The sequence below is a fragment of the Chitiniphilus purpureus genome (assembly GCF_025642115.1).
GTDB classification, from domain to species: Bacteria; Pseudomonadota; Gammaproteobacteria; order Burkholderiales; family Chitinibacteraceae; genus Chitiniphilus; species Chitiniphilus purpureus.
The window spans coordinates 1,148,987-1,171,940 of record NZ_CP106753.1; the positions used below are offsets into that span (position 1 = coordinate 1,148,987).

Here is a 22,954-nt window from a genome sequence, read left to right on the forward strand (position 1 = left end):
GTCAGGGTCATTGAAAAGGAAAGCCGCGTGGCGGCATCGGGGTGATTATCCGCCAACCCTGCCGGTTTGACATTTGCGAGAGCGCAAATGCGCGCCATCAATCGGGCAACAGGCGGTGTGCGGGAAAGCGGACGGCGAACCGGCTGCCGGTGCCAGGCTTGGAGTCGATGGCAAGCTCGGCCTGGTGGCGTTGCAGGATGTGCTTGACGATGGCGAGCCCGAGCCCGGTGCCGCCCGTGGTGCGCGACCGGCTGCGATCGACCCGGTAGAAGCGTTCGGTGAGGCGCGGGATATGCTCGGGCGAGATGCCGATGCCGGTGTCGCTGACCGCGAATACCGGCTGGCCGTCCTCCACCAGCCAGGACAGTGTGATGCCGCCGCCGGCCGGGGTGTAGCGGATGGCGTTCGACACCAGGTTGCTCAATGCGGAGTGCAACTCGTCGTGGTTGCCGATCAGCCGCGTGGTGGCGAGCTGTGCCACCGCGACACGGTGCCGGCCCTGCGACAGCCCTTCGGCTTCGGCCTGCAGCAGCCGCATCAGCTGCGGTACATCCACCTCCTCTTCCTTGAGCTGCTGGCCGTTCTCCAGCCGTGACAGCGTCAACAGATCGTCCACCAGCCGCTGCATGCGCTGCGTCTGCTCCACCATCAGACCCAACTGCTGCGTGCGGGTGGCCGCGTCCATCTCCGGCATGTCCATCAGGGTCTCGGCGAAGCCGCTGACCACGGTGAGCGGGGTGCGCAGCTCGTGCGACACATTGGCGATGAAATCGCGGTGCACGGTCTGTACCCGGTCCAGCCGGGTGATGTCGCGCGACAGCAGCAGCTTGCGGGTGGAGTCGAACGGTACCAGCTGCACCGACAACACCCGTTCGGCCGGCCGCGTGGTGCGCAGGATCAGCGGGTGCGCGAAATCCTGCGTGCGTAGGTATTCGCGCAGGCTGGGGTGGCGCACGATATGCGTCAGCACCTGCCATACATCCGTCGTGCGATCGATGCTCAGGTGCTGCATGGCGGTGCGGTTGCACCATTCGATGCGATCATGCTCGTCCAGCACGATGACACCGTCGGGCAGGGCCTCGCCGGCGCTGGTGAAGCGCTCCAGCGTGTTGGTCAGCTTGTCCTGGCTTTTCTTCTGCAGCCGCACCTGGGCGTAGAGCCGGTCGAACACGTCCTGCCACAGCAGGAAGCTCGCCGGCACGTTGTCCACGCGCGGCTGCTGCGTCCACCGGTGCAGCCTGCCCAGATTGTGCAGGTGGAACAGCACCGACAGCGCAAGCAGCACGCAGGCCAGCGCCCAGCCGGCCGCCGCGCCCCAGATGGCGCCGACCGACAGCGCCAGCAGGGCCAGCGTCAGGTAGTAGATGATGGAGCGCAGCCAGATCATCGGGAGGTTCCGCCACAGGGAGGAGAGGGGCGCACGGCGGCGCCCAAGGGGGCTAGCGCGCCGAGAGCCGGTATCCGGTGCCGCGCACGGTCTGGATCAGCTTGTCGTAGCCCGACTCGGTCAACGCCGAGCGCAGCCGGCGGATATGCACGTCGACGGTGCGCTCCTCGACGAACACATGATCGCCCCACACCTGATCGAGCAGCTGCGCCCGCGAATGCACCCGTTCCGGATGGGTCATGAAGAAATGAAGCAGCCTGAATTCGGTCGGACCCAGGTCGATGGGTTGGCCGTTGCCCGTCACCCGATGGGTGGCCGGGTCCAGCTGCAGGCCCAGCACCTGTACCAGATCGTCGGTCGCCTGCGGCGCGCGCCGGCGCAGCACCGCTTTGATGCGTGCCTGCAGTTCCCGCGGCGAGAACGGCTTGGTGATGTAGTCGTCGGCACCGGTCTCAAGGCCGGCGATCTTGTCCTGCTCATCCGAGCGTGCGGTGAGCATGATCAGCGGGATCTGCCGGGTCCGCTCCTCGCCGCGCAGCCGGCGGGCGAAGTCGATGCCGGAGGTGCCCGGCAGCATCCAGTCCAGCAGGATCAGATCGGGCAGGGCGTTGCGCACCAGATGCTGTGCGGTCTCCACCGAGTCGGCTCGCATCACGTGATGGCCGGCCTGGGTCAGGTTGAAGGCGATCAGTTCCTGGATGGCCGGTTCGTCCTCTACGAGCAGGATGTTGGCTGGCATGCATAACCTCGCGAGTCAGGGGCGTTGGCAATGTTGCGAGATTAAGGCTCGACTGTGAACCTAATATTACAAACCCCCTGCGGCGTTCGCGAGCGAAGGTCGCGGCCCGTCGGCCTTGGCGCTATCATGGCGCCTTGTGTCCAAGCGGAGCGCCCCATGGCCGGGTTGAAGCCCGACAGCCCCTTTCCCACCGAACTGATCGTGCACCGCGCCAGCGCGCGGCTCGAAGTGACGTTCGAAGACGGGGCATGCTTCTGTCTGCCCGCCGAGTACCTGCGTGTCCACTCGCCCTCGGCCGAGGTGCGCGGGCACGGTGCCGGTCCGGGCGTGCTGCAGGCTGGCAAGCGCCGCGTCAATCTGGTCGCGGCGCACCCGGTCGGCAACTATGCCGTCAAGCTGGTCTTCGACGACGGGCATGATTCGGGGCTGTATTCCTGGGATTACCTGTACGAACTTGGCCGGGATCAGGAGGCCAGGTGGCAAGCCTACCTCGATCGCCTGGCCCGGGCCGGCGCTTCGCGCGATTCCGAATGAAAGAGAACCCCATGTCCGACCAGACCACGCACTTTGGCTACAGCACCGTCAACGAATCGGAAAAGGCGCAGAAGGTGGCCGAGGTATTCCACTCGGTTGCGCAGAAGTACGACGTGATGAACGACCTGATGAGCGCCGGTCTGCACCGGGCGTGGAAGTTCTTCACCATCGAGACGAGCGGGGTGCGCCCGGGCGACAAGGTGCTGGACATCGCCGGCGGCACCGGCGACCTTTCCAAGGCGTTTGCCAGGAAGGTCGGCCGGCGCGGCGAGGTCTGGCTCACCGACATCAACAGCTCGATGCTGGGCGTGGGGCGCGATCGGTTGCTCGACGCGGGCTTTGCCGTCGCCACGGCGCAATGCGACGCCGAGCGGCTGCCGTTCCCCGCCAATTACTTCGATATCGTCAGCGTGGCCTTCGGGCTGCGCAACATGACCCACAAGGATGCGGCACTGGCCGAGATGCACCGGGTGCTCAAGCCGGGCGGACGGCTCCTGGTGCTGGAATTCTCCAAGGTCTGGTCGCCGCTCAAGCCGGCCTACGATCTGTATTCGTTCAAGCTGCTGCCGGCCATGGGCCGGCTGGTGGCCGGCGACGCGGATTCGTACCAGTACCTTGCCGAATCGATCCGCATGCATCCGGACCAGGAAACCCTCAAGGACATGATGCACGGCGCGGGCTTTGACCGGGTGGCCTACCACAACCTTGCCGCCGGCATCGTCGCGCTGCACAAGGGATACAAGTTCTGATGCTGGCGCGCCTGATCAACCGGCTGCTGGCCAACGATGCCGCGACCGCCGCCGAGCTGGCGCGGCATGCGGGACGGGTGTTGCGGCTGTCGTTCCCGGCGCTGTCCGACACCCTGGTCATCACGGCGCAAGGGCACTTCGCTGAAACCCGCAGCCCGGCGGAGGCCACGCTGGAGGTGCCGCTCGCCTTCTTCATCGCCTTCGTGTTCGACCGCCATTCGGCACAGCGGCAGCTGCACCTGGAGGGCGATGCCGAGCTGGCCGCCTCGGTCGGGCGTGCGCTCGGTGGTCTGCGCTGGGATCTGGCCGAGGAGTTGTCGCAACTGGTTGGCGATGTGGCGGCCAATCGGCTGGTCTGGCTTGCCGGCAGGATCGGCGGCATCCCGGGAGCCATCGGGGCACGGATGGCGCAACACCTGGTGGAGTACTGGCGTGACGAGGCGGCGCTGCTGGCCAACGCCGCCGGGGTCAACCGCTACTGCACCGAGGTCGACCGGTTGCGCGACGATGTGGCGCGGCTGGAAAAACGCATCGATCTCCTGACCAAGAAGCCGTCCTGATGCACTTGGTCCGCCTGTTCAAGATCGCCTGGGTGATCGTTCACTTCGGGCTGGATGAATTCCTGCTGGGGCACGAGCGGGTGCATGGCCTGCGCTGGCTGTGCAAACAGCTGTTCTTCTGGCGCCGCCTGTCCCAGCCGCGCGCGGTGCGGCTGCGCCTGGCACTGGAGCGCCTGGGTCCCATCTTCGTCAAGTTCGGCCAGGTGCTGTCGACCCGGCGCGATCTGCTGCCCGGCGATATCGCCAACGAACTGGCGCTGCTGCAGGACCAGGTGCCGCCGTTTGCCGGTACGCTCGCCGTCCAGGTGATCGAGGCAAGCCTGGGCCAGCCGCTCGCGGCGCTGTATGCCGAGTTCGACCTGCAGCCGGTGGCCTCCGCGTCGATCGCCCAGGTGCACTGTGCCCGGCTGTTCGACGGGCGGGCGGTGGCGGTGAAGGTGCTGCGGCCCGGCATCGCCCCGGTGATCGAAAGCGATCTGGCGCTGCTGCGCACCATGGCGGCACTCGTCGAGAAGCTGTTCGTCGACGGCAAGCGCCTGCGCCCGCGCGAGGTGGTCGCCGAGTTCGACAAATACCTGCACGACGAGCTGGACCTGATGGTCGAGGCGGGCAACGCCGCACAGCTGCGACGCAATTTCCTCGGTTCGGACCAGTTGATCGTGCCCGAGGTGTTCTACGACTGGACCAGCCGGCAGGTGCTGACGCTGGAATGGATGGACGGTATTCCGATCGGGCGTATCGATGCCCTGGTCGAGGCAGGCATCGACCTGAAGAAGCTCTCGCGCTTCGGGGTGGAGATCTTCTTCACCCAGGTGTTCCGGCACGGGTTCTTTCACGCCGACATGCACCCGGGCAATATTTTCGTCGCCCCGGACAACCGCTATATCGCGCTGGACTTCGGCATCGTCGGCACGCTGTCCGAGCGCGACAAGCAATATCTCGCGATCAATTTCCTCGCCTTCTTCAACCGTGACTACCGGCGTGTGGCCACGGCGCATATCGAATCGGGCTGGGTGCCCCGGCAGACCCGCATCGAGGAGCTGGAGGCGGCGGTGCGCACCGCCTGCGAGCCGATCTTCGACCGGCCGATCTCGCAGATCTCGTTCGGACAGGTGCTGCTGCGCCTGTTCGAGACCAGCCGGCGTTTCAACGTCGAGATCCAACCGCAACTGGTGCTGCTGCAGAAGACGCTGCTCAACATCGAGGGGCTGGGTCGCCAACTGGACCCGGAGCTCGATCTGTGGGATACGGCCAAGCCGTTCCTGGAACGGTGGATGAACGAGCAGATCGGCTGGCGCGGTTTCGTGGCCAACCTGCGACGCGAAGCGCCGCAGTGGGCGGCCTTGCTGCCAAGCCTGCCACGCCGTCTGAACGCACTGGGCGACGCCGAGCAGGTGATGGTGGCGGGCTACTACGGCCTGATGCGCGAACAGCGGCGGCGCAACTGGCTGCTCGGTGCGATCGCAGCCCTGCTGGCGGCGCTGGTCCTCAGCATCTGGGCCGGTTAGGCGCGGCCACGGGGTGCCACAGGCAGACAATCGATGACCAACGGGTCTTTGTTGGTACAATGCCGGGCATTTGTCTTTTAAAACGCTCCCTGATAACTCGCCCGCCATGTCCGTACTAGAACCGATTGCTGAAAAAGACCTGCCGCTCAAACGCGACCTCGATCTGTTGGCCAAGGTGCTGGCCGATACCATCCGGGAGCAGACCGGCCCAGCCACCGCCGAGCGTATCGATGCCATCCGCGACCTGGCGATCCGCTACGTGGAGGGGCAGGACCCGGATGCCGGCCGCGCGCTGTCCCGCTCGCTGTCCTCGCTCGACCTGGACAGCACTGTCGCGCTGGTCCGCGCGTTCAGCTATTTCTCGCATCTGTCGAATATCGCCGAAGACCTGCACCACAACCGTCGCCGCCGCGCACATCGGATGCGGGGCTCGGCATCGCAGCGCGGCAGCGTGGCCGCCGCGCTCGAGGCGTTGGTGGCGAGGAACGTCAAGCCGCAGGACATCATCGCCCTGCTGGAAGAGACCCTGATCGCCCCCGTGCTGACCGCCCACCCGACCGAGGTGAAGCGCAAGACCATCCTCGACTGCCACCGTGCCGTGGCCGAACTGCTGGCCGCGCGTGATCGGCAGGCCATGACCTCGGAAGAGGTGGTCGCCAACCAGGAGGCGCTGGAGCGGGTGCTGCTCGCGCTGTGGCAGACCCGGGAGATCCGGACCTTCAAGCTGACGGTGCAAGACGAGATCGAAAACGGCTCGACCTATTTCCGCAATACCTTCCTGCACGAACTGCCGCGTCTGTATCTGGACCTGGAGGACCGGCTCGGCAAGCTGACCGGCCAACCGGTGATACTGCCCAATTTCGTGCACGTGGGCAGCTGGATCGGCGGCGACCGCGACGGCAACCCCTTCGTCACCGCCGAAGTGCTGCGTTATGCGGTATCGCGGCAATCCGGCATCGCACTCGATTACTACTACCAGCAGCTGGGCAAGCTCGAGAACGAGCTGTCGATGTCCACGCGGCTGGTGCAGGTGGACCAGAAACTGCAGAAGCTGGCCGAACAGGCACAGGAGGAGCGTACCCGGCGTTCCGAGGAGCCGTACCGGCTTGCTGTCTCCCATATCCGCGCACGGGTGTTCGCCACCGCAACGCAGATCGGCACCTTCCACCATGCGCTGCACGATGTGGCGCACGCGCCGGCCTACAACAGTGCGGCGGAGCTGGAAGAAGACCTGGAGACCGTGTTCGACTCGCTGGTCGCACATGGCGCCGGCAAGCTGGTGAACGGCCGGCTGCGCCGGTTGCGGCGTGCCGTGTCGGTGTTCGGGCTGCATCTGGCGCCGGTGGACATGCGCCAGCATGCCGGCATCCACGAACGCGTGATCGCCGAACTCTTCGACAAGGCCGGGCTGGAGGACTATCTCGCGCTCGACGAGGCGTCGCGCCGCGTGGTGCTGCTGCGCGAGCTGGCCAGCCCGCGTCCGCTGATCTGCCCGTATGTCGAATACACGCCGGACGTGCAGAAGGAGATCAATATCCTGCGCGCGGCCGAGCAGGTGCAGGCCCGCTATGGCGAGGCCGTGCTGCCCAACTACATCATTTCCAACTGCGAATCGGTTTCGGACCTGCTGGAAGTGGCGGTGTTGCTCAACGAGGTGGGCCTCGTGCAGCTGGCGCCCAACGTGCGCTGCAAGATCAACATCATCCCGCTGTTCGAGACCATCGGCGATCTGCGCGGCTGCGGCCAGATTATGACCGATCTGTTCTCGCTGCCGCAGTGGCGCCAGCTGCTGTCGTGCCGCGATCAGGTGCAGGAGGTGATGCTGGGGTATTCGGACTCGAACAAGGACGGCGGCTACCTCACCTCCAACTGGGAGCTGTACAAGGCCGAACTCAACCTGGTCGAGGTGTTCAAGCAGGCCGGTTTCAAGATGCGTCTGTTCCACGGCCGTGGCGGCACCGTCGGCCGTGGCGGCGGCCCGGCCTACGACGCGGTGCTGGCGCAGCCGGTCGGCTCGGTCAATGGTCAGATCCGCATCACCGAGCAGGGTGAGGTGATCGCGGCCAAGTATGCCGACCGCGAAGTGGGGCGGCGCAATCTGGAGATCCTGATCTCGGCCACGCTCGAGGCCAGCTTTCCCGCGCCCGATCCCGAGGATTTCGACCCGAGCGAGCGGCGCCGTCTGATGGAAGGGCTGTCGCTGCGCGCCTATCAGGCCTACCGCGACCTGGTGTACGCCACCCCCGACTTCATCACCTATTTCCGCGAAGCCACGCCGATCAACGAGATTCCCAATCTCAACATCGGTTCGCGTCCGGCCGCGCGCAAGAACACCAACTCGATCGCCGACCTGCGCGCCATTCCCTGGGTGTTCAGCTGGTCCCAATGCCGGCTGATGCTGCCGGGCTGGTACGGGTTCGGCACCGCCATCAGCGAATTCCTGAAGGACAAGGGCGACGAAGGGCTGGCGGCATTGCGCGAGCACTACCGCAGCTGGCCGTTCTTCCAGGTGACGATCTCCAACATGGAGATGGTGCTTGCCAAATCGGATATCGCCATCGCCGCGCGCTATTCGGAGCTGGTGAACGATCCGGATATCGCCCATCGCATCTTCCAACGGCTCAAGGCCGAATGGCAGCGCACGGTGGATGCGGTGCTGGCCATCACCGGGCATGATCGCCTGCTGGGCGACAACCCGATGCTGGCGCGCAGTCTGGACAACCGGTTGCCATATCTGGATCCGCTCAATCACCTGCAGGTGGAGCTGCTCAAGCGGCTGCGCGGCGGGGAGGAGAGCGAGGAGCTGCGCCACGCGGTGCACCTGACCATCAACGGCATCGCCGCGGGCCTGCGCAACAGCGGCTAGCCCCGCCCGATCCGCGCCAAGCGCGCAGCTGCCCGGCGGGCGCTGCGCGCTTTGTGTTTCTGCGGTATCGCCCGGCTTCGCGCAGAGCGACTATCATCATGCGCATGCGCCATCTGTCCCGGATTCCGCTTTTGCTGTCGTTGGTCTGTTGCGCCTTGCCGGCCACGGCGGCGGTGCCCACGCATTTCGGCGAACAGATGGAGGCGGCGTTGACCTGTCGTTCCGAGGTGAGCGCCGGCTACTGGCAGGATTACTTCCGACGCCATCTGGGCACGCCGCTGCGCCGCTGGGGTGAGGCGGACTGGTTCGATTCCCAAAAAGCGGTGCTTGCGGGCAATCCCACGCATGAGGTGTTCGCCGGTGTCCCTGAGAGCGGTGCGCGGATGGTGGGTGCACTGATCCCGGCGCCGGCCGAGACCGTACGCAGGAACATCGAAACCAGGCTGTCGATCCGGTTCGTCGCGCTGCCCGGCCCCTATCCCCGTTATCTCTCCGCCTTTGGCAGCGTGCTGGTGGAGCAGCCCGATCGTCAGACCAAGTGGTACTGCGCCCGCTGGCATCTGGGCAACCGTCCCTGAGCGCTGGCAGCGCATCCTTGCCTTTGCCGCGTGTGTCCCTTGTCCCACATCGGAACGGCATGCGGTGACCTGTGCCGCAATCTGCATGTTTTTGTCCCGTTCAGGGGCGACGCTTGCACCATCGTTGTCAGTTTGATGCTTGCATTGCCTGGCTTGTCCACACTCAAATTGCATTAGAATTTTCTAATGCAGTAGGTGATTGTTAGTAACAAGAAAGAATTAACTACGAGTGATGGGGTTCAGTACGTGACAGCAGTTCCGCATTTCGTCGGCGACGAACGTAGTGGTCGGGTAGTCCGCTTACCAAAAACTACGTAAATGCCGCTTCAGTATCTACATCAGAATTGACTCATATTGCTATGCGTCCGGTGCATGACCGCCTTGAAATGCCGGAATACCAAGGGTGTTTGCAGTGCGCTGCTGCAGTGCAATCTGAGCCATTCTGGGGCGTTGTGTAGTCGGAGTGCCATCTTGCGAATGACGGATGAATGGCGGTTTATAGCCGATCAATGTGTAGGGTTGACATGCCTCGGGGCATGGGCGGTAATGAACCGTGTCTGAACCGACTACATGCCCAGGTAGCCCGGTGCCGGGAGGAAAAAACCAGAACGCTTTCTTGATTCTGACGTTCTGGGTCCCTGGCAAGACCAGTGGATGCGCGTGAATAACGCCAAATAAAAGAGGATGGAGACCAATAAGATGTTGCAACTCAATCGTTTTGCAATTGCCGCAATCCCGGCCGCGCTGATGGCAGTCCATGCCTACGCCGCGCCGGCCTGGCAGGAAGGGGCGACCTATACGGCAGGAAGCACGGTCAGCTACGGCGGCCGTGACTACCAGGCGCTGGTGACGCATACCGCCTACGTCGGCGCGAATTGGAATCCTCCTGCGTCCCCGACGCTGTGGAAGGATCTCGGGGTGTCGTCCGGCGCCACTCCGGCGCCGACGCCGACTGCCACGCCGGCACCGACCCCGGTGCCGGTGACCCCGACGCCGGTGGCGACCCCCGTTCCGACGCCGGTCCCGACTCCTGCCCCCACCCCGACCGGCAGCTGCCATGCCGCGTGGAATGCATCGACCGCCTATGCCGCCGCCAGCAAGGTGACCTACAACGGCCGCAACTACGAGGCCAAGTGGTGGACCCAGGGCGACAACCCGGCGCAGTCCGGTGCCTGGGGCGTGTGGAAGGATCTGGGTGCCTGCGGCGGTACTGCGCCGACGCCCACCCCTGCCACCCCGACACCGACCCCGGTGACACCGACGCCCACTCCGGTCACGCCGACGCCGGTGACCCCGACGCCGACCCCGGTCACGCCGACCCCGACGCCGGTGACCCCGACACCGACGCCGGTCACGCCGACGCCGGGCGTCTCGGGCAAGCAAGTGGGTTCGTACTTCGCGCAGTGGGGCATCTACGGCCGCAACTATCAGGTGAAGAACATCCAGACCAGCGGTTCGGCTGCCAAGATGACCTTCCTGAACTACGCCTTTGGCAATGTCTACCAGAAGAATGGCGGCTACGAATGCGATATCCAGTACCGCACCGAATCGGGTAACGGCGATGGCGGCGATCCGTTCGCCGACTACAGCAAGTCGTTCGATGCGGCCACTTCGGTCGACGGCAAGGCCGATACCTGGGATAGCGCGCTGCGTGGCAACTTCGGCCAGCTCAAGCGCCTGAAGGCACTGAATCCCAACCTCAAGGCCTTCATCTCGCTTGGTGGCTGGAGCTGGTCCAGGTGGTTCTCGGCAGCATCGATGACCGATGCGGCGCGCAAGCAACTGGTGAAGAGCTGCATCGACGTCTACATCAAGGGCAACCTGCCGGTGTACGACGGCGCAGGCGGGCCGGGTGCGGCCGCCGGCGTGTTCGATGGTATCGACATCGACTGGGAATTCCCGGGCGTGCAGGGCTTCGGCTACAACACCGTCAGCCCGTCCGACAAGCAGAACTTCACGCTGCTGTTGAAGGAGTTCCGTGCCCAGCTGGACGCACTGACCGCTGTGACCGGCAAGCCCTACCTGCTCACCGTGGCGATCGGCGCCGGCAAGGACAAGATCGATATGACCGAGCCGGGCGAGTACAGCAAGCCGCTCGACTGGATCAACATCATGTCCTACGACTACAACGGCGGCTGGGATGCCAAGGGCCCGACCAACTTCCAATCGCATCTGTACAACGATCCGGCGGGTCCGCAGGACGGCCTGAAGCCGACCTACAACACCGACAGCGCGGTGAATCAGTTGCTCAAGGCCGGCGTGCCGGCGCAGAAGCTGGTGATCGGCATCCCGTTCTACGGGCGTGGCTGGACCGGCGTGACCAACGCCAACAACGGCCTGTATCAGGCAGCGACCGGCCCGGCACGCGGCACCTACGAGACCGGCATCGAAGACTACAAGGTGCTCAAGAACGCCCCGGGTACCGTGCATGTGCACCCGGTTGCCAAGCAGTCGTACAAGTTCGATGGCAGTACCTTCTGGTCGTACGACACCCCTGAAGTCATCGTCACGAAGATCAACTACGTGAAGACCAAGGGTCTGGGTGGCGTGTTCAGCTGGTCGCTCGATGGCGATACCGCCAACGGCGAATTGATGAACGCGATGGGTACGATGCGCCAGTAGTTCAAGCAACAACAACAGCAGCAACTCACTGAGCCCTCCCGCGTGACGCGGGAGGGTTTTTCTTTGCCTGTCTTGCGGCGTGAATTGCGGTTTTGATTGAAATCAGCAATTGCTGATATGGATGTGGTTTGACGGCAAAATAACAATGGCATGCCTCTGATCATGCACGCGATGAAAGGCTGCTATATGGCGATTGAAGGGAAGGTTAATCAGGAATTGATGATTGATTTTAAAGCCCAACTGGCAGATCATCATTCCCAAGCCGCTGCCCAAAGTAGGCAGGTAATTCAAATTAAGAAATTATCAAGGCTGGAGGTGGAGAAGTGAGTGAACCCGGTCGCGGGTCGCCAGTGCGGAATATTGCACCGGTTGCCGTAACCTGTTGTCCTTCCGTCTGCATGCAAGATGCAGTGGGCCCGTCGTCGCCTGTGCGATCGACGGGTTTCTGTGTCTTCCGCATGCTGTCCGGCGGTGCGCGATGCCTGCATCGCCCGGCCTGTGGCTCGTTTCCTCCCTTCGTCCCGGATTGTGCCCGGATTGTGTTCCCGGATGTGATTTTTTCCGGTTCCGGCAATCGGGTGCAAGCCCATCCCAGCCTGAAACGCATCGCCTTTGCAATTGGGTGCGGTATCAAAAAAACCAGCGGTTCCATTTGCAATGCCGTTTATCCGTTCATTCGCCGGTTGAGCGGTTGCTTTGTATTTTCCAATTCCAATCACAGGCAAATGACGTCGAATAAGGACGGGGGTTGCGAGGGGTATGGCGTTGCCGCCGATTCCCTGTTCCGCAGCCTGCCCGATGACCGGTTTTTTGCAACCGCCCGCTGCGCCGGATTTGCATAATCCTGCCGGTCGACGCGCCGATGCGCGGGGTGGATGGGTGTGCCGATCGTGCCTTGCGGGCATGGATCACGGCACAGGATTTTCGGCAGGTCATCGCCGGAAACGGCAGGCGCGTTCCAGGGCGCCTGCCGTGTGATCGCCACCGGTATCGGCCGGTGGTTCTTCGCGAAGAGCAACGAAGGTACTGCTGCTTAGGGCCATGCCCGATCCGGCGGCGCCATCGTCACTAACAGGATGGAGTCAGCATGTTACGTAAAGCCCAAGGGCGCGCCCGCAGCGCGCTCCTGATCTCCTTGCTGTCGCTGTCGGCCGGCGTGTTCGCCGCGCCGGCTTGGCAGGAAGGCAGTGCCTATACCGCCGGCACGGTGGTGAATTACAACGGTCGCGACTACAAGGCGCTGGTTGCGCACACCGCTTACGCGGGTGCCAACTGGAATCCGGCCTCCACGCCGACGCTGTGGCAGGATCTCGGCCCCGCCAACGGCGGCTCGCCGACCCCCACCCCGGTCGCGCCCACGCCGACCCCGGTGACCCCGACCCCGAACCCGACCACCCCGACGCCCAATCCCACCACGCCGACGCCGAACCCGGTCACACCCACCCCGGGCACCTGCTATCAGGCCTGGAGCGCCAGTGGGGTGTACAGCGGTGGTGCCCGTGTCACCCACAATGGCGTCAATTACGAAGCCAAGTGGTGGACCCAGGGCGACAACCCGGCCCAATCGGGTGATTGGGGTGTTTGGAAGAACCTGGGCAACTGCTCCGGCAATCCGGTGACCCCGACGCCGACCCCGGTCACACCGACCCCGACCCCCGTGACGCCGACCCCGGTCACGCCGACGCCGACGCCGGTGACCCCGACGCCGGTCACGCCGACGCCGACCCCGGTCACGCCGACCCCGACTCCCGTGACGCCCACACCGGGCGGACGGCAGGCCGGTTCGTACTTCGCGCAATGGGGCGTGTACGGCCGTGGCTACGAAGTGGCGGACATCGTCACCTCGGGCGCCGCGTCCAAACTCACCTTCATCAACTACGCCTTCGGCAACCTCTACCAGAAGAACGGTGGGTACGAGTGCGCGGCCGGCATCGACAAGCTCGAGCCGGGTGCCACCAACCCGAACGATGCCGCTGCCGGTACCGGTGGTGACGCATGGGCTGACTACGGCCGCACCCCGGGCCGCCTGGTCGACCCCAGCAAGCCGTACACCTGGGATTCGCCGCTGGCCGGTAACTTCGGCGAGCTGAAGAACCTGAAGGCCAAGTACCCGAACCTGAAGGTGTTCATCTCGCTGGGCGGCTGGACCTGGTCCAAGTGGTTCTCGGCAGCCAGCAAGACCGACGCACTGCGCAAGCAGCTGGTGAGCTCGTGCATCGACGTGTTCATCAAGGGCAACCTGCCCAGCTACAGCGGTCGCGGCGGTCCTGGTTCGGCCAAGGGCGTGTTCGACGGCATCGACATCGACTGGGAATACCCGGGCGTGATCGGCCAGCCGTACAACACCGTGGCGCCGGAAGACAAGCAGAACTTCACGCTGCTCCTGGCGGAGTTCCGCCGGCAGCTTGATGCGCTGAACGACGGCCACAAGCTCCTGACGGTGGCGATCGGCTCCGGCAAGGACAAGATCGACATGACCGAGCCGGGCAAGTACGTCCAGTACCTCGACTGGATCAACGTCATGACCTACGACTTCCACGGTGGTTGGGAGACGAATGGTCCGACCAACTTCCAGTCGCACCTGTACCCCGATCCGAACAGCCCGGGCTTCCTGGACGACAAGGGTCAGCGCAGCGTGTCCTCGTACTACAACATCGACGATGCGATCAAGAACCTGATCGCAGCCGGCGCACCCGCCAACAAGCTGCTGGTCGGTATCCCGTACTACGGTCGCGGTTGGACCGGCGTGCAGGCAGGCAACAGCAATGGCCTGTACCAACCGGCCACCGGTCCGGGTCGCGGCACGTACGAAGCAGGGATCGAGGACTACAAGGTGCTGAAGAACGCACCGGGCACCGTGTACGTCCATCCGGTCACCAAGCAATCGTACAAGTACGACGGCACCAACTTCTGGGGTTATGACACCCCGGCAGTGATTCAGACCAAGATCGACTACGTGAAGGCCAATGGTCTGGGCGGGATGTTCAGCTGGTCGCTTGACGGTGACTCGAACGGCGAACTGACCGGCGTGATGAGCGCTGTGAGGTAAACCGGCGGCAACGCTGAAAGCAACACCAAAAGCAATAAAAACCAGGGAAGTACCCCCTCCCCGTCCCCGGGGAGGGGTTTACCGTGCGCCCGATGCAGGCGCCATACCCCAAAGATTGGAGTGAGCAGATGAAACGTGCACATCGTACCGTCGGCCTTCTGGCTGCCGGCGTGGTGGCGTTGTTTGCCGCCGCAGGCCTTTACGCCGCCCCCTGGGCCGAAGGCAATACCTACAGCGCCGGAACCGTTGTCGAATACAACGGCAAGAGCTACAAGGCGCTGGTGACCCATACCGCTTACGTCGGCGCCGGCTGGAATCCGGTGTCGACCCCCACACTGTGGCAGGAGGTGGCCGGTACGCCGACCCCGACGCCCACGCCAGTGGTGACCCCGACCCCGGTGGTCACACCGACCCCCACCCCGGTCGTGACGCCGACCCCAGTGGTTACGCCGACTCCGACCCCGGTCGTGACGCCCACCCCCGTCGTCACCCCCACACCGACCCCCACGCCGACCCCAGTGGTCACGCCGACCCCCACACCCGTGGTGACCCCGACCCCGGTCGGTTCCTGCCCGGCCTGGGCGCCCGGCCTGTCGATCACCGCTGGCTCGTCGCTGCTGTACAACGGCAGAAGCTACAAAGCCCTCGTCACCCATACCGCGCAGGCCGGATGGGATCCGGCGAATACCGGCGCGCTGTTCCAGCCCGATACGGCGTGCGGCGGCAGCATCACGCCCACCCCGGGTGGCCCGACGCCGACCCCGGCGCCGACAGCGCCGTTCTGCGCCCCGGAATGGGTGGCAACCAAGATCTATCCCAAGGGCAAGCTTGCCGGCTACAAGGGTGGCGCCTACGAGGCATTGGTCGATACCTATGCCATTCCGCCGGACAGCACCGTGTTCACCAACCAGTGGAAGCTCGTGGGTGTGCCCAAGGAAGACCTGTGTCCGGTCAAGGTGCCCAACAACATCAATTACGGCACGGCCCAGCCGGTGCTCAACGGCAACCCCAACTCCGGCAAGGTGTTGCCGGCAGGCCCGCTCAGCGCCACGCGCATCGCCAATACGCAGTCCACGCTGACCGGCACCAAGGGTGGGATCAACCCAGCCACCGATCCGGGCGGCAACCATCCCGGCTTTGATGCCGACACCGGCGGACGGGTGGCCAAGCTCGCGCCTGGCTCCTTGCCCTTGCAGCACAATGTCTACTCGATCGAGGCCGGCCAGGAACGCGTGGCCTACCTGGGCGACTGGGCGATCTATGGCCGCCGCTTCGACTTCAGCAAGCTGCCGGTCAAGAACCTGGATCGACTGGTGTATGGCTTTGCCGGTATCTGCTTCCCGGCGGCCAAGAACACCCAGGACCCGGGCTTCCCGACCACTGCGCCCGCTGCCGTCAACCGCACCTGCGGCCTGGGCACCACCAAGCTGCCGGACGGCGCGATGGCGATGGCCGACTATGAGGCGGCGTTCCTGCGTAACCAGCCTGGCGGGCAGACCGCCAAGATCTCCGGCATCGAAGGCATGTACGAGATCGGCAAGGACGACGTGGGTGGCGTGTTCGGGGTGCTGTACAACCTGCGCAAGGCCAATCCGCATCTGAAGCTGGATCTGTCGGTGGGCGGCTGGACCTTGTCCGAGGGCTTCCCATGGATGGCATCCGATCCGACCCGGCGCAAGGTGTTCGTCGATTCCATCGTCGCGTTCCTTGAGCGCTACGACTTCGACGGCATCGACATCGACTGGGAATATCCCGCGAGCGACGGCGCCGTACCGGGCATGGCACGGCCGGACGATCCGCAGAACTACCTGCAGCTGCTGAAGGATCTGCGCGCGGCGATGGACTGGCTCACCGTCAAGACCGGCAAGAAGTATCGGTTGTCGTCGGCGATCCCGGCCACGCAGGGCAAGATCGACAAGCTGCAGTGGACCGAGATCGAGAAGTACCTCGACCGGCTGTACGTGATGACCTACGACCTGACCGGGGCGTGGGAGCGCAACCTCAGCCATCACACCCCGCTGTACAACAACCCGAACGCCAACGGGTCGTCCACCGGATCGTCGGCAAGCTGGATGATCGAGTACCTCAACAGCAAGTACGGGGTGCCGTTCAACAAGATGATGATCGGTGTGGCCAACTACCACCGCTCCAAGGCCATCCTGCCCGGAGACATCACCGAGTACACCGCCGGGCTGAAGGGGGATACCACCTTCGGTGATCCGAAGTGGACCGGTGCCGCCTTCATCACCGGCATCGCCGGGGTGGGCAGCTGGGAAGCGGGTGTGGTCGAGGGCTATGACCTGTACCAGAACTACCTGGACCGTGAACTCAAGCCGCGCAACGGGTATCGCCTGTACACCGACAAACTGTCCAACGCCGACTACGCGGTCAACCCCATCGGCAGCAGCGGCTGGTCGTACATCTCGCTGGAAACGCCGCGCACGGCAGCGTTGAAGGCCCAGTACGCCAAGGACAAGCGCCTGGCAGGGGTGTTCTTCTGGCAGATCGAGCAGGACAACGGCTACAACCTCAACGCCGTCAACCATGCGCTGGGCAACAAGGCGCTCAGCGACGTGGCCGATGGCAAGCCGCAGGACCAGATCGCCACATGCGGCGAGAACGTGACCGCGGCCGAGTGCAAAGAGCTGATCAAGTCGATCAAGTAAGTGGAGGATCCCGGCTGTTCCCCGTCCGGCCCATCGGGTGGGGAGCAGCCGGTTTTTACGGCATGAACAAGAAGGAGATGGAGAGGTGAAGTACCCCAACATGTTGATGACCCGCCTGCTCGCCAGTGTCGTGCTGGCCTGCGGCGTCATGGCCGCGCATGCCGCGCCCGCCTGGCAGGAAGGCAGCGCCTACAGCGCCGGCACCCTGGTGACCTACAACGGCCGCGACTACAAGGCACTGGTGACGCATACCGCCCACAGCGGTGCCAACTGGAATCCGGCAGCCACCCCGACCTTGTGGCAGGACCTGGGTCCCACCACCGGCGGCACCCCGACGCCGACGCCGGCCACCCCGACCCCGGCCCCGGTGACCCCCACCCCGAATCCGGCCACACCGACGCCCAACCCGGCTACGCCGACCCCGGCCCCGGTGACCCCGGCGCCGACGGGCTGCCACCAGGCCTGGAGCAGCAGTGCGGTCTACACCGGCGGCCAGCGCGTGACCCACAATGGCGTCAACTACGAAGCCAAGTGGTGGACCCAGGGCGACAACCCGGCGCAATCCGGTTCCTGGGGCGTGTGGAAGTCCATCGGCAATTGCGGCACGCCGCCGACCAACCCGACGCCGACCCCGGTGCCGCCCACGCCGACACCCACTCCGGTGACGCCGACGCCGACCCCGGTGACACCGACCCCCACGCCGGTCACACCGACGCCGACCCCGGTCACACCCACCCCCACGCCGGTGACCCCGACGCCCAACCCTGGCGGTGACGGCCTGCCCAAGCATGTGCTGGTGGGCTATATGCATGCCAGTTTTGCCAATGGTTCGGGTTATATCCGGATGAACGATGTGTCCGATGCATGGGACATCATCAATCTGTCGTTCGCCGAGCCGACCTCGGCCACGTCCGGCCAAGTGGCGTTCAAGATGTGTCCGGCCACCCAATGCCCGAACGTGGAATCCGAGGCCGAGTTCCTCGCCGCGATCAAGGCCAAGCAGGCCAAGGGCAAGAAGGTGCTGATCTCGATCGGTGGCGCCAACGGCCAGGTGCGTCTCGAATCGCCTGCGGCAGCGGCAGCCTTCGTCAGTTCGGTGTCGGCCATCATCGACAAGTACGGTCTTGACGGTCTGGACGTGGACTTCGAAGGGCACTCGCTGCAACTGAACCCGGGTGACAACGACGTGGCCAACCCGACCTCGCCGGTGATCGTCAACCTGATCAGCGCGCTCAAGCAGCTCAAGGCCAAGTACGGCAGCAAGTTCGTGCTGACCATGGCGCCCGAGACGTTCTTCGTGCAACTGGGCTACAGCTTCTACGGCGGCACCTGCGCCGGCTGCGACACCCGCGCCGGGGCCTACCTGCCGGTGATCTACGCCATGCGCAACGACCTGACGCTGCTGCACGTGCAGGACTACAACTCCGGCCCGATCACCGGGTTGGACAACCAGTACCACACGATGGGCAACGCGGACTTCCACGTGGCGATGACCGACATGCTGCTGGCAGGCTTCAAGGTGGCCGGCACCAACTTCCAGTTCCCGGCGCTGCGCCAGGAACAGGTGGCGATCGGTCTGCCGGCCAACGGCAACGCCGGCGGCGGCTTCACCAGCGTGGGCGAAGTGCACAAGGCGCTGGACTGCCTGATGAAGGGCGCGCAATGCGGCAGCTACAAGCCCAAGGGCGTGTACCCCAACATGCGTGGTCTGATGACGTGGTCGGTCAACTGGGACAAATTCAACAACTTTGAATTCTCGACCCAGCACCGCGCCTACTTCAACGCATTGCCGCAGTAAGGGTCGGTGGCGGGCCGCATCGCCGGCCCGCCTACCGTACCGGTTTGCATAAAAGAAGAAGGACGGAGGTTTTTTCATGATGTTCAAGCCCATGAAGCCGTTGGTGCATCGGCTGCTGGCCGCGGCGCTTCTGGCCGGCGGTGTCCTTGCCGCGCATGCCGCGCCCGCCTGGCAGGAAGGCAATGCCTATGCCTCAGGCACCGTGGTGACCTACAACGGTCGCGACTACAAGGCGTTGGTGACGCATACCGCCTATGCCGGCGCCAATTGGAATCCGGCTGCCACACCCACGCTGTGGCAGGATCTGGGCGTGAGCAGCGGTACCCCGACGCCTGCGCCGACCCCGGTTCCGCCGACGCCTACGGCCACCCCGGTGACGCCGACGCCTGCCACGCCGACGCCGGCCCCGGTCACCCCCACCCCGGCGCCTGCCACGCCCACACCGGCACCATCGGCCTGCCATCCGGCATGGAGCAGTGGCGGCGTCTACACCGGCGGCACGCGCGTGACCCACAATGGCGTCAATTACGAAGCCAAGTGGTGGACCCAGGGTGACAACCCGGCCCAATCAGGCGACTGGGGCGTGTGGAAGAACCTGGGTGCATGTGGCGGCACGCCGACGCCGGTGACGCCGACGCCCACCCCGGTGACCCCAACGCCCACCCCGGTGACCCCAACGCCAACGCCGGTCACACCGACCCCCGTGACGCCGACGCCGAACAGCGGGGCCTTCCGCTTTGCGCCGTATATCGATGTCAGCGGCGCGATCGATCTGTCCGGCTGGGCGCAGGCCACCGGTGGCCGCCACGTTTCGCTGGCGTTCTTCAATTCGGCAGGCGGTTGCAACGGCGGCTGGCCGACGGGCGAATCGGGGCTGCTGTCGCAGGCCAATGCGCTCAAGGCCTTCGGCGGCAATGTGATCGTATCCTCGGGCGGCTGGAATGCCAGCGATCTGGTGCGCAGCTGCGCCGATCCGGCAGCCATCGCCACAACCTACGAGAACGTGCTGACGCGCTTTGGCACCGACCATCTGGATCTCGATCCGGAAAACGCACCAGGCAACAACAACCTGGAGCAGTCGCTGGTCGACCGGCGCAACGCGGCGATCAAGATCCTGCAGGATCGCTTCAAGGCCAAGGGCAAGAGCCTGTTCCTGTCGTACACGCTCGGCGTAAACCCGGACAACGGTTTCAATGCCGAGAACCTGTACGTGCTGCAGTCGGCTAAGGCGGCCGGTGTCGAGGTCCATCTGGTCAACCCGATGATCATGGACTACTACGACGGCGTGTCCGGCAAGCAGATGGGTGCGCGTTCGATCCTGGCACTGCAGAAGGTCCATGCCCAGCTCAAGTCGGTCTGGCCGGGCAAGACCGATGCACAGTACTGGGGCATGCTCGGCGCTGTGGCCATGATCGGGCAGAACGACAACCCGACCGAGGTGTTCACGCTGGATGACGCCAAGATGGTGCGTGACTTTGGCAAGCAGCAGGGCATGGCAATGATGTCGTTCTGGTCGCTGGGCCGCGACAACGGCAACTGCGCCGGCAATACCACCGCCAACTGGCAATGCAGCGGCATCGTGCAGAACCAGTGGGACTTCAGCCGCATCTTCAATGCGTTCTGAGTTGTAAATCTGCCGGCGCGCGCCATGCGCGCCGGCATTTTCTTTTCCCGGCGAAGTGGTCTTTGCACCCCGTCCGCATCTGGCCCGGATGCCACGTCATGTTGTCCCCGAACGGCGCTGGCAATGGGACGGACGGTGGGTGTGGCGACATGCATGTTTTTTCTTATATACGGGGCCATGCAGGGTGATTGACACACCTTACAAGCCGGCGTAAACAGGCAGCACGCGGCTCGCATGCGCAATGCGGGTCACGCATAAATCCGATACAAGGATGGAGGAAATCCCAATGAAAGTACGCTTCACCCCCCGGGTGAGCCGGCTTCTGGCCGTGCTCGTCATCGCCAGCGGCGTCATGGCCGCCCATGCCGCTCCGGCATGGCAGGAAGGTTCGGTCTACAACGCCGGTACCGTCGTCACCTATGACGGGCGCGACTACAAGGCGCTGACCACCCATACCGCCTACGTCGGTGCCAATTGGAACCCCAAGTCGACCCCGACGCTGTGGCAGGATCTGGGTCCGGCCACCGGCGGCACGCCGACGCCGGCACCCACCCCCACCCCGGTGGTCACGCCGACCCCGGTCGCACCCACGCCCACGCCGACCGGCAACCCCACCCCGACCCCGGCACCGGGCGACGTGTGCTATCAGACCTGGAGCAGCAGCGGTGTCTACAATGGCGGCGCCCGTGTGACCCATAACGGCGTCAACTACGAAGCCAAGTGGTGGACCCAGGGCGACAACCCGGCGCAGTCGGGCTCGTGGGGCGTGTGGAAGGTCGTCAGCAACTGTGGCACCCCGCCGACCAACCCGACCCCGACGCCGGTGCCGCCGACCCCCACCCCGACCCCGGTTCCGCCCACCCCGACCCCGACACCGGTGCCGCCGACCCCCACGCCGACGCCCGTCACCCCGACCCCCACACCGGTGACCCCGACCCCGACGCCGGTGACCCCGACGCCGTCCGGCAACCTGCCCAAGCACGCGCTGATCGGGTACTGGCACAACTTCACCAACCCGTCGGGCCCGGCCATCCGCATCCGCGATGTGTCGGACGATTGGGACGTGATCATGCTGTCGTTCGGCGAGGATGCGGGCAACGGCAACGTCACCTTCACCCTGGATGCCAACGCCGGCACCGAGGCGGAATTCATCGCCGATATCGCGGCCAAGCGTGCCAAGGGCAAGAAGGTGGTGCTCTCGCTGGGCGGCCAGGAAGGCCGGATGACGTTGAACACGCGTGAGAACGTGACCAACTTCGTCAACAGCCTGCACGGCATCATCACCAAGTACGGCCTGGACGGCATCGATCTTGACCTCGAAAGCGGCGCAGGTGTGGTGCTCGGCACGCCGATCATCAACAACCTGATCACGGCGATGAAGGAACTCAAGGCCAAGGTCGGCCCGAACTTCTACCTGTCGATGGCGCCGGAGCATCCGTATGTCCAGGGCGGCTACGTCGCCTTCTCGGGCATCTGGGGCGCATACCTGCCCATCATCGACGGGCTGCGTGACGATCTGAACATGATCCACGTGCAGTACTACAACAACGGCGGGCTGTGGACGCCGTACGGCCAGCTCAACGAAGGCACGGTCGACGGCCTCGTCGGCGGCAGCCTGATGCTGATCGAGGGCTTCAAGACCCAAGGTGGCGCGGGTTGGGAGTTCAAGGGTCTGCGCCCGGATCAGGTCGCGTTCGGCGTGCCTTCGGGCCGCAGCTCGGCCAATACCGGCTTTGTCACGCCCGACATCGTCAACAAGGCGATGAACTGCCTGACCAAGCTGCAGGACTGCGGTACGGTCAAGCCGGCGCAAGCCTACCCGACCGCCCGTGGCGTGATGACCTGGTCGATCAACTGGGACCGCAAGGATGGTTTCAACTTCTCCGTGCCGGTGAAGAACCACCTGAAGACCCTGCCCTGATCGCCGGCTGGGAGTCCGCTGCGACGCATGCCGCAGCGGACTCCCGCCCGGATGGATGGCAACCCCGCCGCGGCGGGGTTTTTCATTGGTGTCGTCCTTGCCGGTGGATCGGCATCCAACCACAGGGTGCGTTGGTGGTAGGCCGGATGGCTGCACGCAGCGCGGCGCAACGGATCGCCCTCCTGTCGGCACGCGGTCTGCCAAAGCCGATGCCGGTCCAGGGGACCATCCGGCAGGAGGGGCGAGGGCCGGGCGCATTGCCGCGTGGTGCTGGCGGAGGAAGGCCGTAGAAGGCCCGACGCACTGTGTCCCGCATGCCCGCCTTTGTCCTTCGTGCCCCTGGTTGAAGCTGG

16 protein-coding genes are annotated in these 22,954 nt (G+C 64.8%); 14 read left to right on the forward strand and 2 right to left on the reverse strand.

What is annotated here, in order from left to right; genetic code table 11:
- Window positions 1-97: 97 nt before the first annotated feature.
- On the reverse strand, window positions 98-1,387 hold the full coding sequence (phoR, locus tag N8I74_RS04950) for a phosphate regulon sensor histidine kinase PhoR (protein ID WP_263125831.1): 1,290 nt from the start codon (window positions 1,385-1,387) through the stop codon (window positions 98-100).
- 52 nt (window positions 1,388-1,439) lie between these two features.
- Window positions 1,440-2,126: a phosphate regulon transcriptional regulator PhoB gene (gene phoB / locus N8I74_RS04955; RefSeq protein ID WP_263125832.1), complete on the reverse strand. Its 687-nt coding sequence runs from the start codon at window positions 2,124-2,126 to the stop codon at window positions 1,440-1,442.
- A gap of 156 nt (window positions 2,127-2,282) precedes the next feature.
- Here phoB and N8I74_RS04960 point away from each other — a divergent pair, with 156 nt between their 5' ends.
- The 14 genes from N8I74_RS04960 to N8I74_RS05025 all read left to right on the forward strand — a co-directional run bounded on the left by N8I74_RS04960 (window position 2,283) and on the right by N8I74_RS05025 (window position 22,601).
- The gene (locus N8I74_RS04960; protein WP_263125833.1) at window positions 2,283-2,660 is read left to right on the forward strand and encodes a DUF971 domain-containing protein; all 378 of its coding nucleotides are present in this window, start codon (window positions 2,283-2,285) and stop codon (window positions 2,658-2,660) included.
- A gap of 11 nt (window positions 2,661-2,671) precedes the next feature.
- Window positions 2,672-3,409, forward strand: coding sequence for a bifunctional demethylmenaquinone methyltransferase/2-methoxy-6-polyprenyl-1,4-benzoquinol methylase UbiE (ubiE, locus tag N8I74_RS04965; RefSeq protein WP_263125834.1), 738 nt, complete (start codon window positions 2,672-2,674; stop codon window positions 3,407-3,409).
- On the forward strand, window positions 3,409-3,969 hold the full coding sequence (locus N8I74_RS04970; protein ID WP_263125835.1) for a ubiquinone biosynthesis accessory factor UbiJ: 561 nt from the start codon (window positions 3,409-3,411) through the stop codon (window positions 3,967-3,969). Before ubiE ends, N8I74_RS04970 begins: the two co-directional genes overlap by 1 nt.
- Window positions 3,969-5,477, forward strand: a complete 1,509-nt coding sequence (ubiB, locus tag N8I74_RS04975) for a ubiquinone biosynthesis regulatory protein kinase UbiB (protein ID WP_263125836.1) — start codon at window positions 3,969-3,971, stop codon at window positions 5,475-5,477. Before N8I74_RS04970 ends, ubiB begins: the two co-directional genes overlap by 1 nt.
- Window positions 5,478-5,583: 106 nt before the next feature.
- Window positions 5,584-8,343, forward strand: a complete 2,760-nt coding sequence (gene ppc / locus N8I74_RS04980; protein WP_263125838.1) for a phosphoenolpyruvate carboxylase — start codon at window positions 5,584-5,586, stop codon at window positions 8,341-8,343.
- 98 nt (window positions 8,344-8,441) lie between these two features.
- On the forward strand, window positions 8,442-8,921 hold the full coding sequence (locus N8I74_RS04985) for a hypothetical protein (RefSeq protein WP_263125839.1): 480 nt from the start codon (window positions 8,442-8,444) through the stop codon (window positions 8,919-8,921).
- A gap of 699 nt (window positions 8,922-9,620) precedes the next feature.
- On the forward strand, window positions 9,621-11,543 hold the full coding sequence (locus N8I74_RS04990; protein WP_263125843.1) for a glycosyl hydrolase family 18 protein: 1,923 nt from the start codon (window positions 9,621-9,623) through the stop codon (window positions 11,541-11,543).
- 150 nt (window positions 11,544-11,693) lie between these two features.
- Complete coding sequence (locus N8I74_RS04995; RefSeq protein WP_263125844.1) at window positions 11,694-11,870, forward strand: hypothetical protein; 177 nt, start codon at window positions 11,694-11,696, stop codon at window positions 11,868-11,870.
- A 131-nt stretch (window positions 11,871-12,001) separates the two neighbouring features.
- Window positions 12,002-12,385 carry a hypothetical protein gene (locus N8I74_RS05000; protein ID WP_263125845.1) on the forward strand — a complete coding sequence of 128 codons (384 nt, stop codon included), beginning with the start codon at window positions 12,002-12,004 and terminating at the stop codon, window positions 12,383-12,385.
- A gap of 245 nt (window positions 12,386-12,630) precedes the next feature.
- Entirely contained in the window at window positions 12,631-14,592 is a 1,962-nt protein-coding gene (locus N8I74_RS05005) for a glycosyl hydrolase family 18 protein (RefSeq protein WP_263125846.1), read from the forward strand.
- Between the two features lie 128 nt (window positions 14,593-14,720).
- Entirely contained in the window at window positions 14,721-17,258 is a 2,538-nt protein-coding gene (locus N8I74_RS05010; protein WP_263125847.1) for a glycosyl hydrolase family 18 protein, read from the forward strand.
- A 106-nt stretch (window positions 17,259-17,364) separates the two neighbouring features.
- Complete coding sequence (locus N8I74_RS05015) at window positions 17,365-19,056, forward strand: carbohydrate-binding protein (RefSeq protein ID WP_263126717.1); 1,692 nt, start codon at window positions 17,365-17,367, stop codon at window positions 19,054-19,056.
- Between the two features lie 76 nt (window positions 19,057-19,132).
- Entirely contained in the window at window positions 19,133-20,680 is a 1,548-nt protein-coding gene (locus tag N8I74_RS05020; RefSeq protein ID WP_308445878.1) for a carbohydrate-binding protein, read from the forward strand.
- A gap of 286 nt (window positions 20,681-20,966) precedes the next feature.
- On the forward strand, window positions 20,967-22,601 hold the full coding sequence (locus N8I74_RS05025; RefSeq protein WP_263125848.1) for a carbohydrate-binding protein: 1,635 nt from the start codon (window positions 20,967-20,969) through the stop codon (window positions 22,599-22,601).
- Window positions 22,602-22,954: the final 353 nt, after the last annotated feature.

What these genes read in the sequence shown, in the direction of transcription:
- ppc (WP_263125838.1), top strand. Translation starts at nt 5,584, where the DNA reads ATGTCCGTACTAGAACCGATTGCTGAAAAAGACCTGCCGCTCAAACGC.
- phoB (WP_263125832.1), bottom strand. Translation starts at nt 2,126, where the DNA reads ATGCCAGCCAACATCCTGCTCGTAGAGGACGAACCGGCCATCCAGGAA.
- N8I74_RS05020 (WP_308445878.1), top strand. Translation starts at nt 19,133, where the DNA reads ATGATGTTCAAGCCCATGAAGCCGTTGGTGCATCGGCTGCTGGCCGCG.
- ubiE (WP_263125834.1), top strand. Translation starts at nt 2,672, where the DNA reads ATGTCCGACCAGACCACGCACTTTGGCTACAGCACCGTCAACGAATCG.
- N8I74_RS04960 (WP_263125833.1), top strand. Translation starts at nt 2,283, where the DNA reads ATGGCCGGGTTGAAGCCCGACAGCCCCTTTCCCACCGAACTGATCGTG.
- N8I74_RS05000 (WP_263125845.1), top strand. Translation starts at nt 12,002, where the DNA reads ATGCTGTCCGGCGGTGCGCGATGCCTGCATCGCCCGGCCTGTGGCTCG.
- N8I74_RS05025 (WP_263125848.1), top strand. Translation starts at nt 20,967, where the DNA reads ATGAAAGTACGCTTCACCCCCCGGGTGAGCCGGCTTCTGGCCGTGCTC.
- N8I74_RS05005 (WP_263125846.1), top strand. Translation starts at nt 12,631, where the DNA reads ATGTTACGTAAAGCCCAAGGGCGCGCCCGCAGCGCGCTCCTGATCTCC.
- phoR (WP_263125831.1), bottom strand. Translation starts at nt 1,387, where the DNA reads ATGATCTGGCTGCGCTCCATCATCTACTACCTGACGCTGGCCCTGCTG.
- N8I74_RS04985 (WP_263125839.1), top strand. Translation starts at nt 8,442, where the DNA reads ATGCGCATGCGCCATCTGTCCCGGATTCCGCTTTTGCTGTCGTTGGTC.
- N8I74_RS05015 (WP_263126717.1), top strand. Translation starts at nt 17,365, where the DNA reads ATGACCCGCCTGCTCGCCAGTGTCGTGCTGGCCTGCGGCGTCATGGCC.
- N8I74_RS04990 (WP_263125843.1), top strand. Translation starts at nt 9,621, where the DNA reads ATGTTGCAACTCAATCGTTTTGCAATTGCCGCAATCCCGGCCGCGCTG.
- N8I74_RS04970 (WP_263125835.1), top strand. Translation starts at nt 3,409, where the DNA reads ATGCTGGCGCGCCTGATCAACCGGCTGCTGGCCAACGATGCCGCGACC.
- N8I74_RS04995 (WP_263125844.1), top strand. Translation starts at nt 11,694, where the DNA reads ATGCCTCTGATCATGCACGCGATGAAAGGCTGCTATATGGCGATTGAA.
- N8I74_RS05010 (WP_263125847.1), top strand. Translation starts at nt 14,721, where the DNA reads ATGAAACGTGCACATCGTACCGTCGGCCTTCTGGCTGCCGGCGTGGTG.
- ubiB (WP_263125836.1), top strand. Translation starts at nt 3,969, where the DNA reads ATGCACTTGGTCCGCCTGTTCAAGATCGCCTGGGTGATCGTTCACTTC.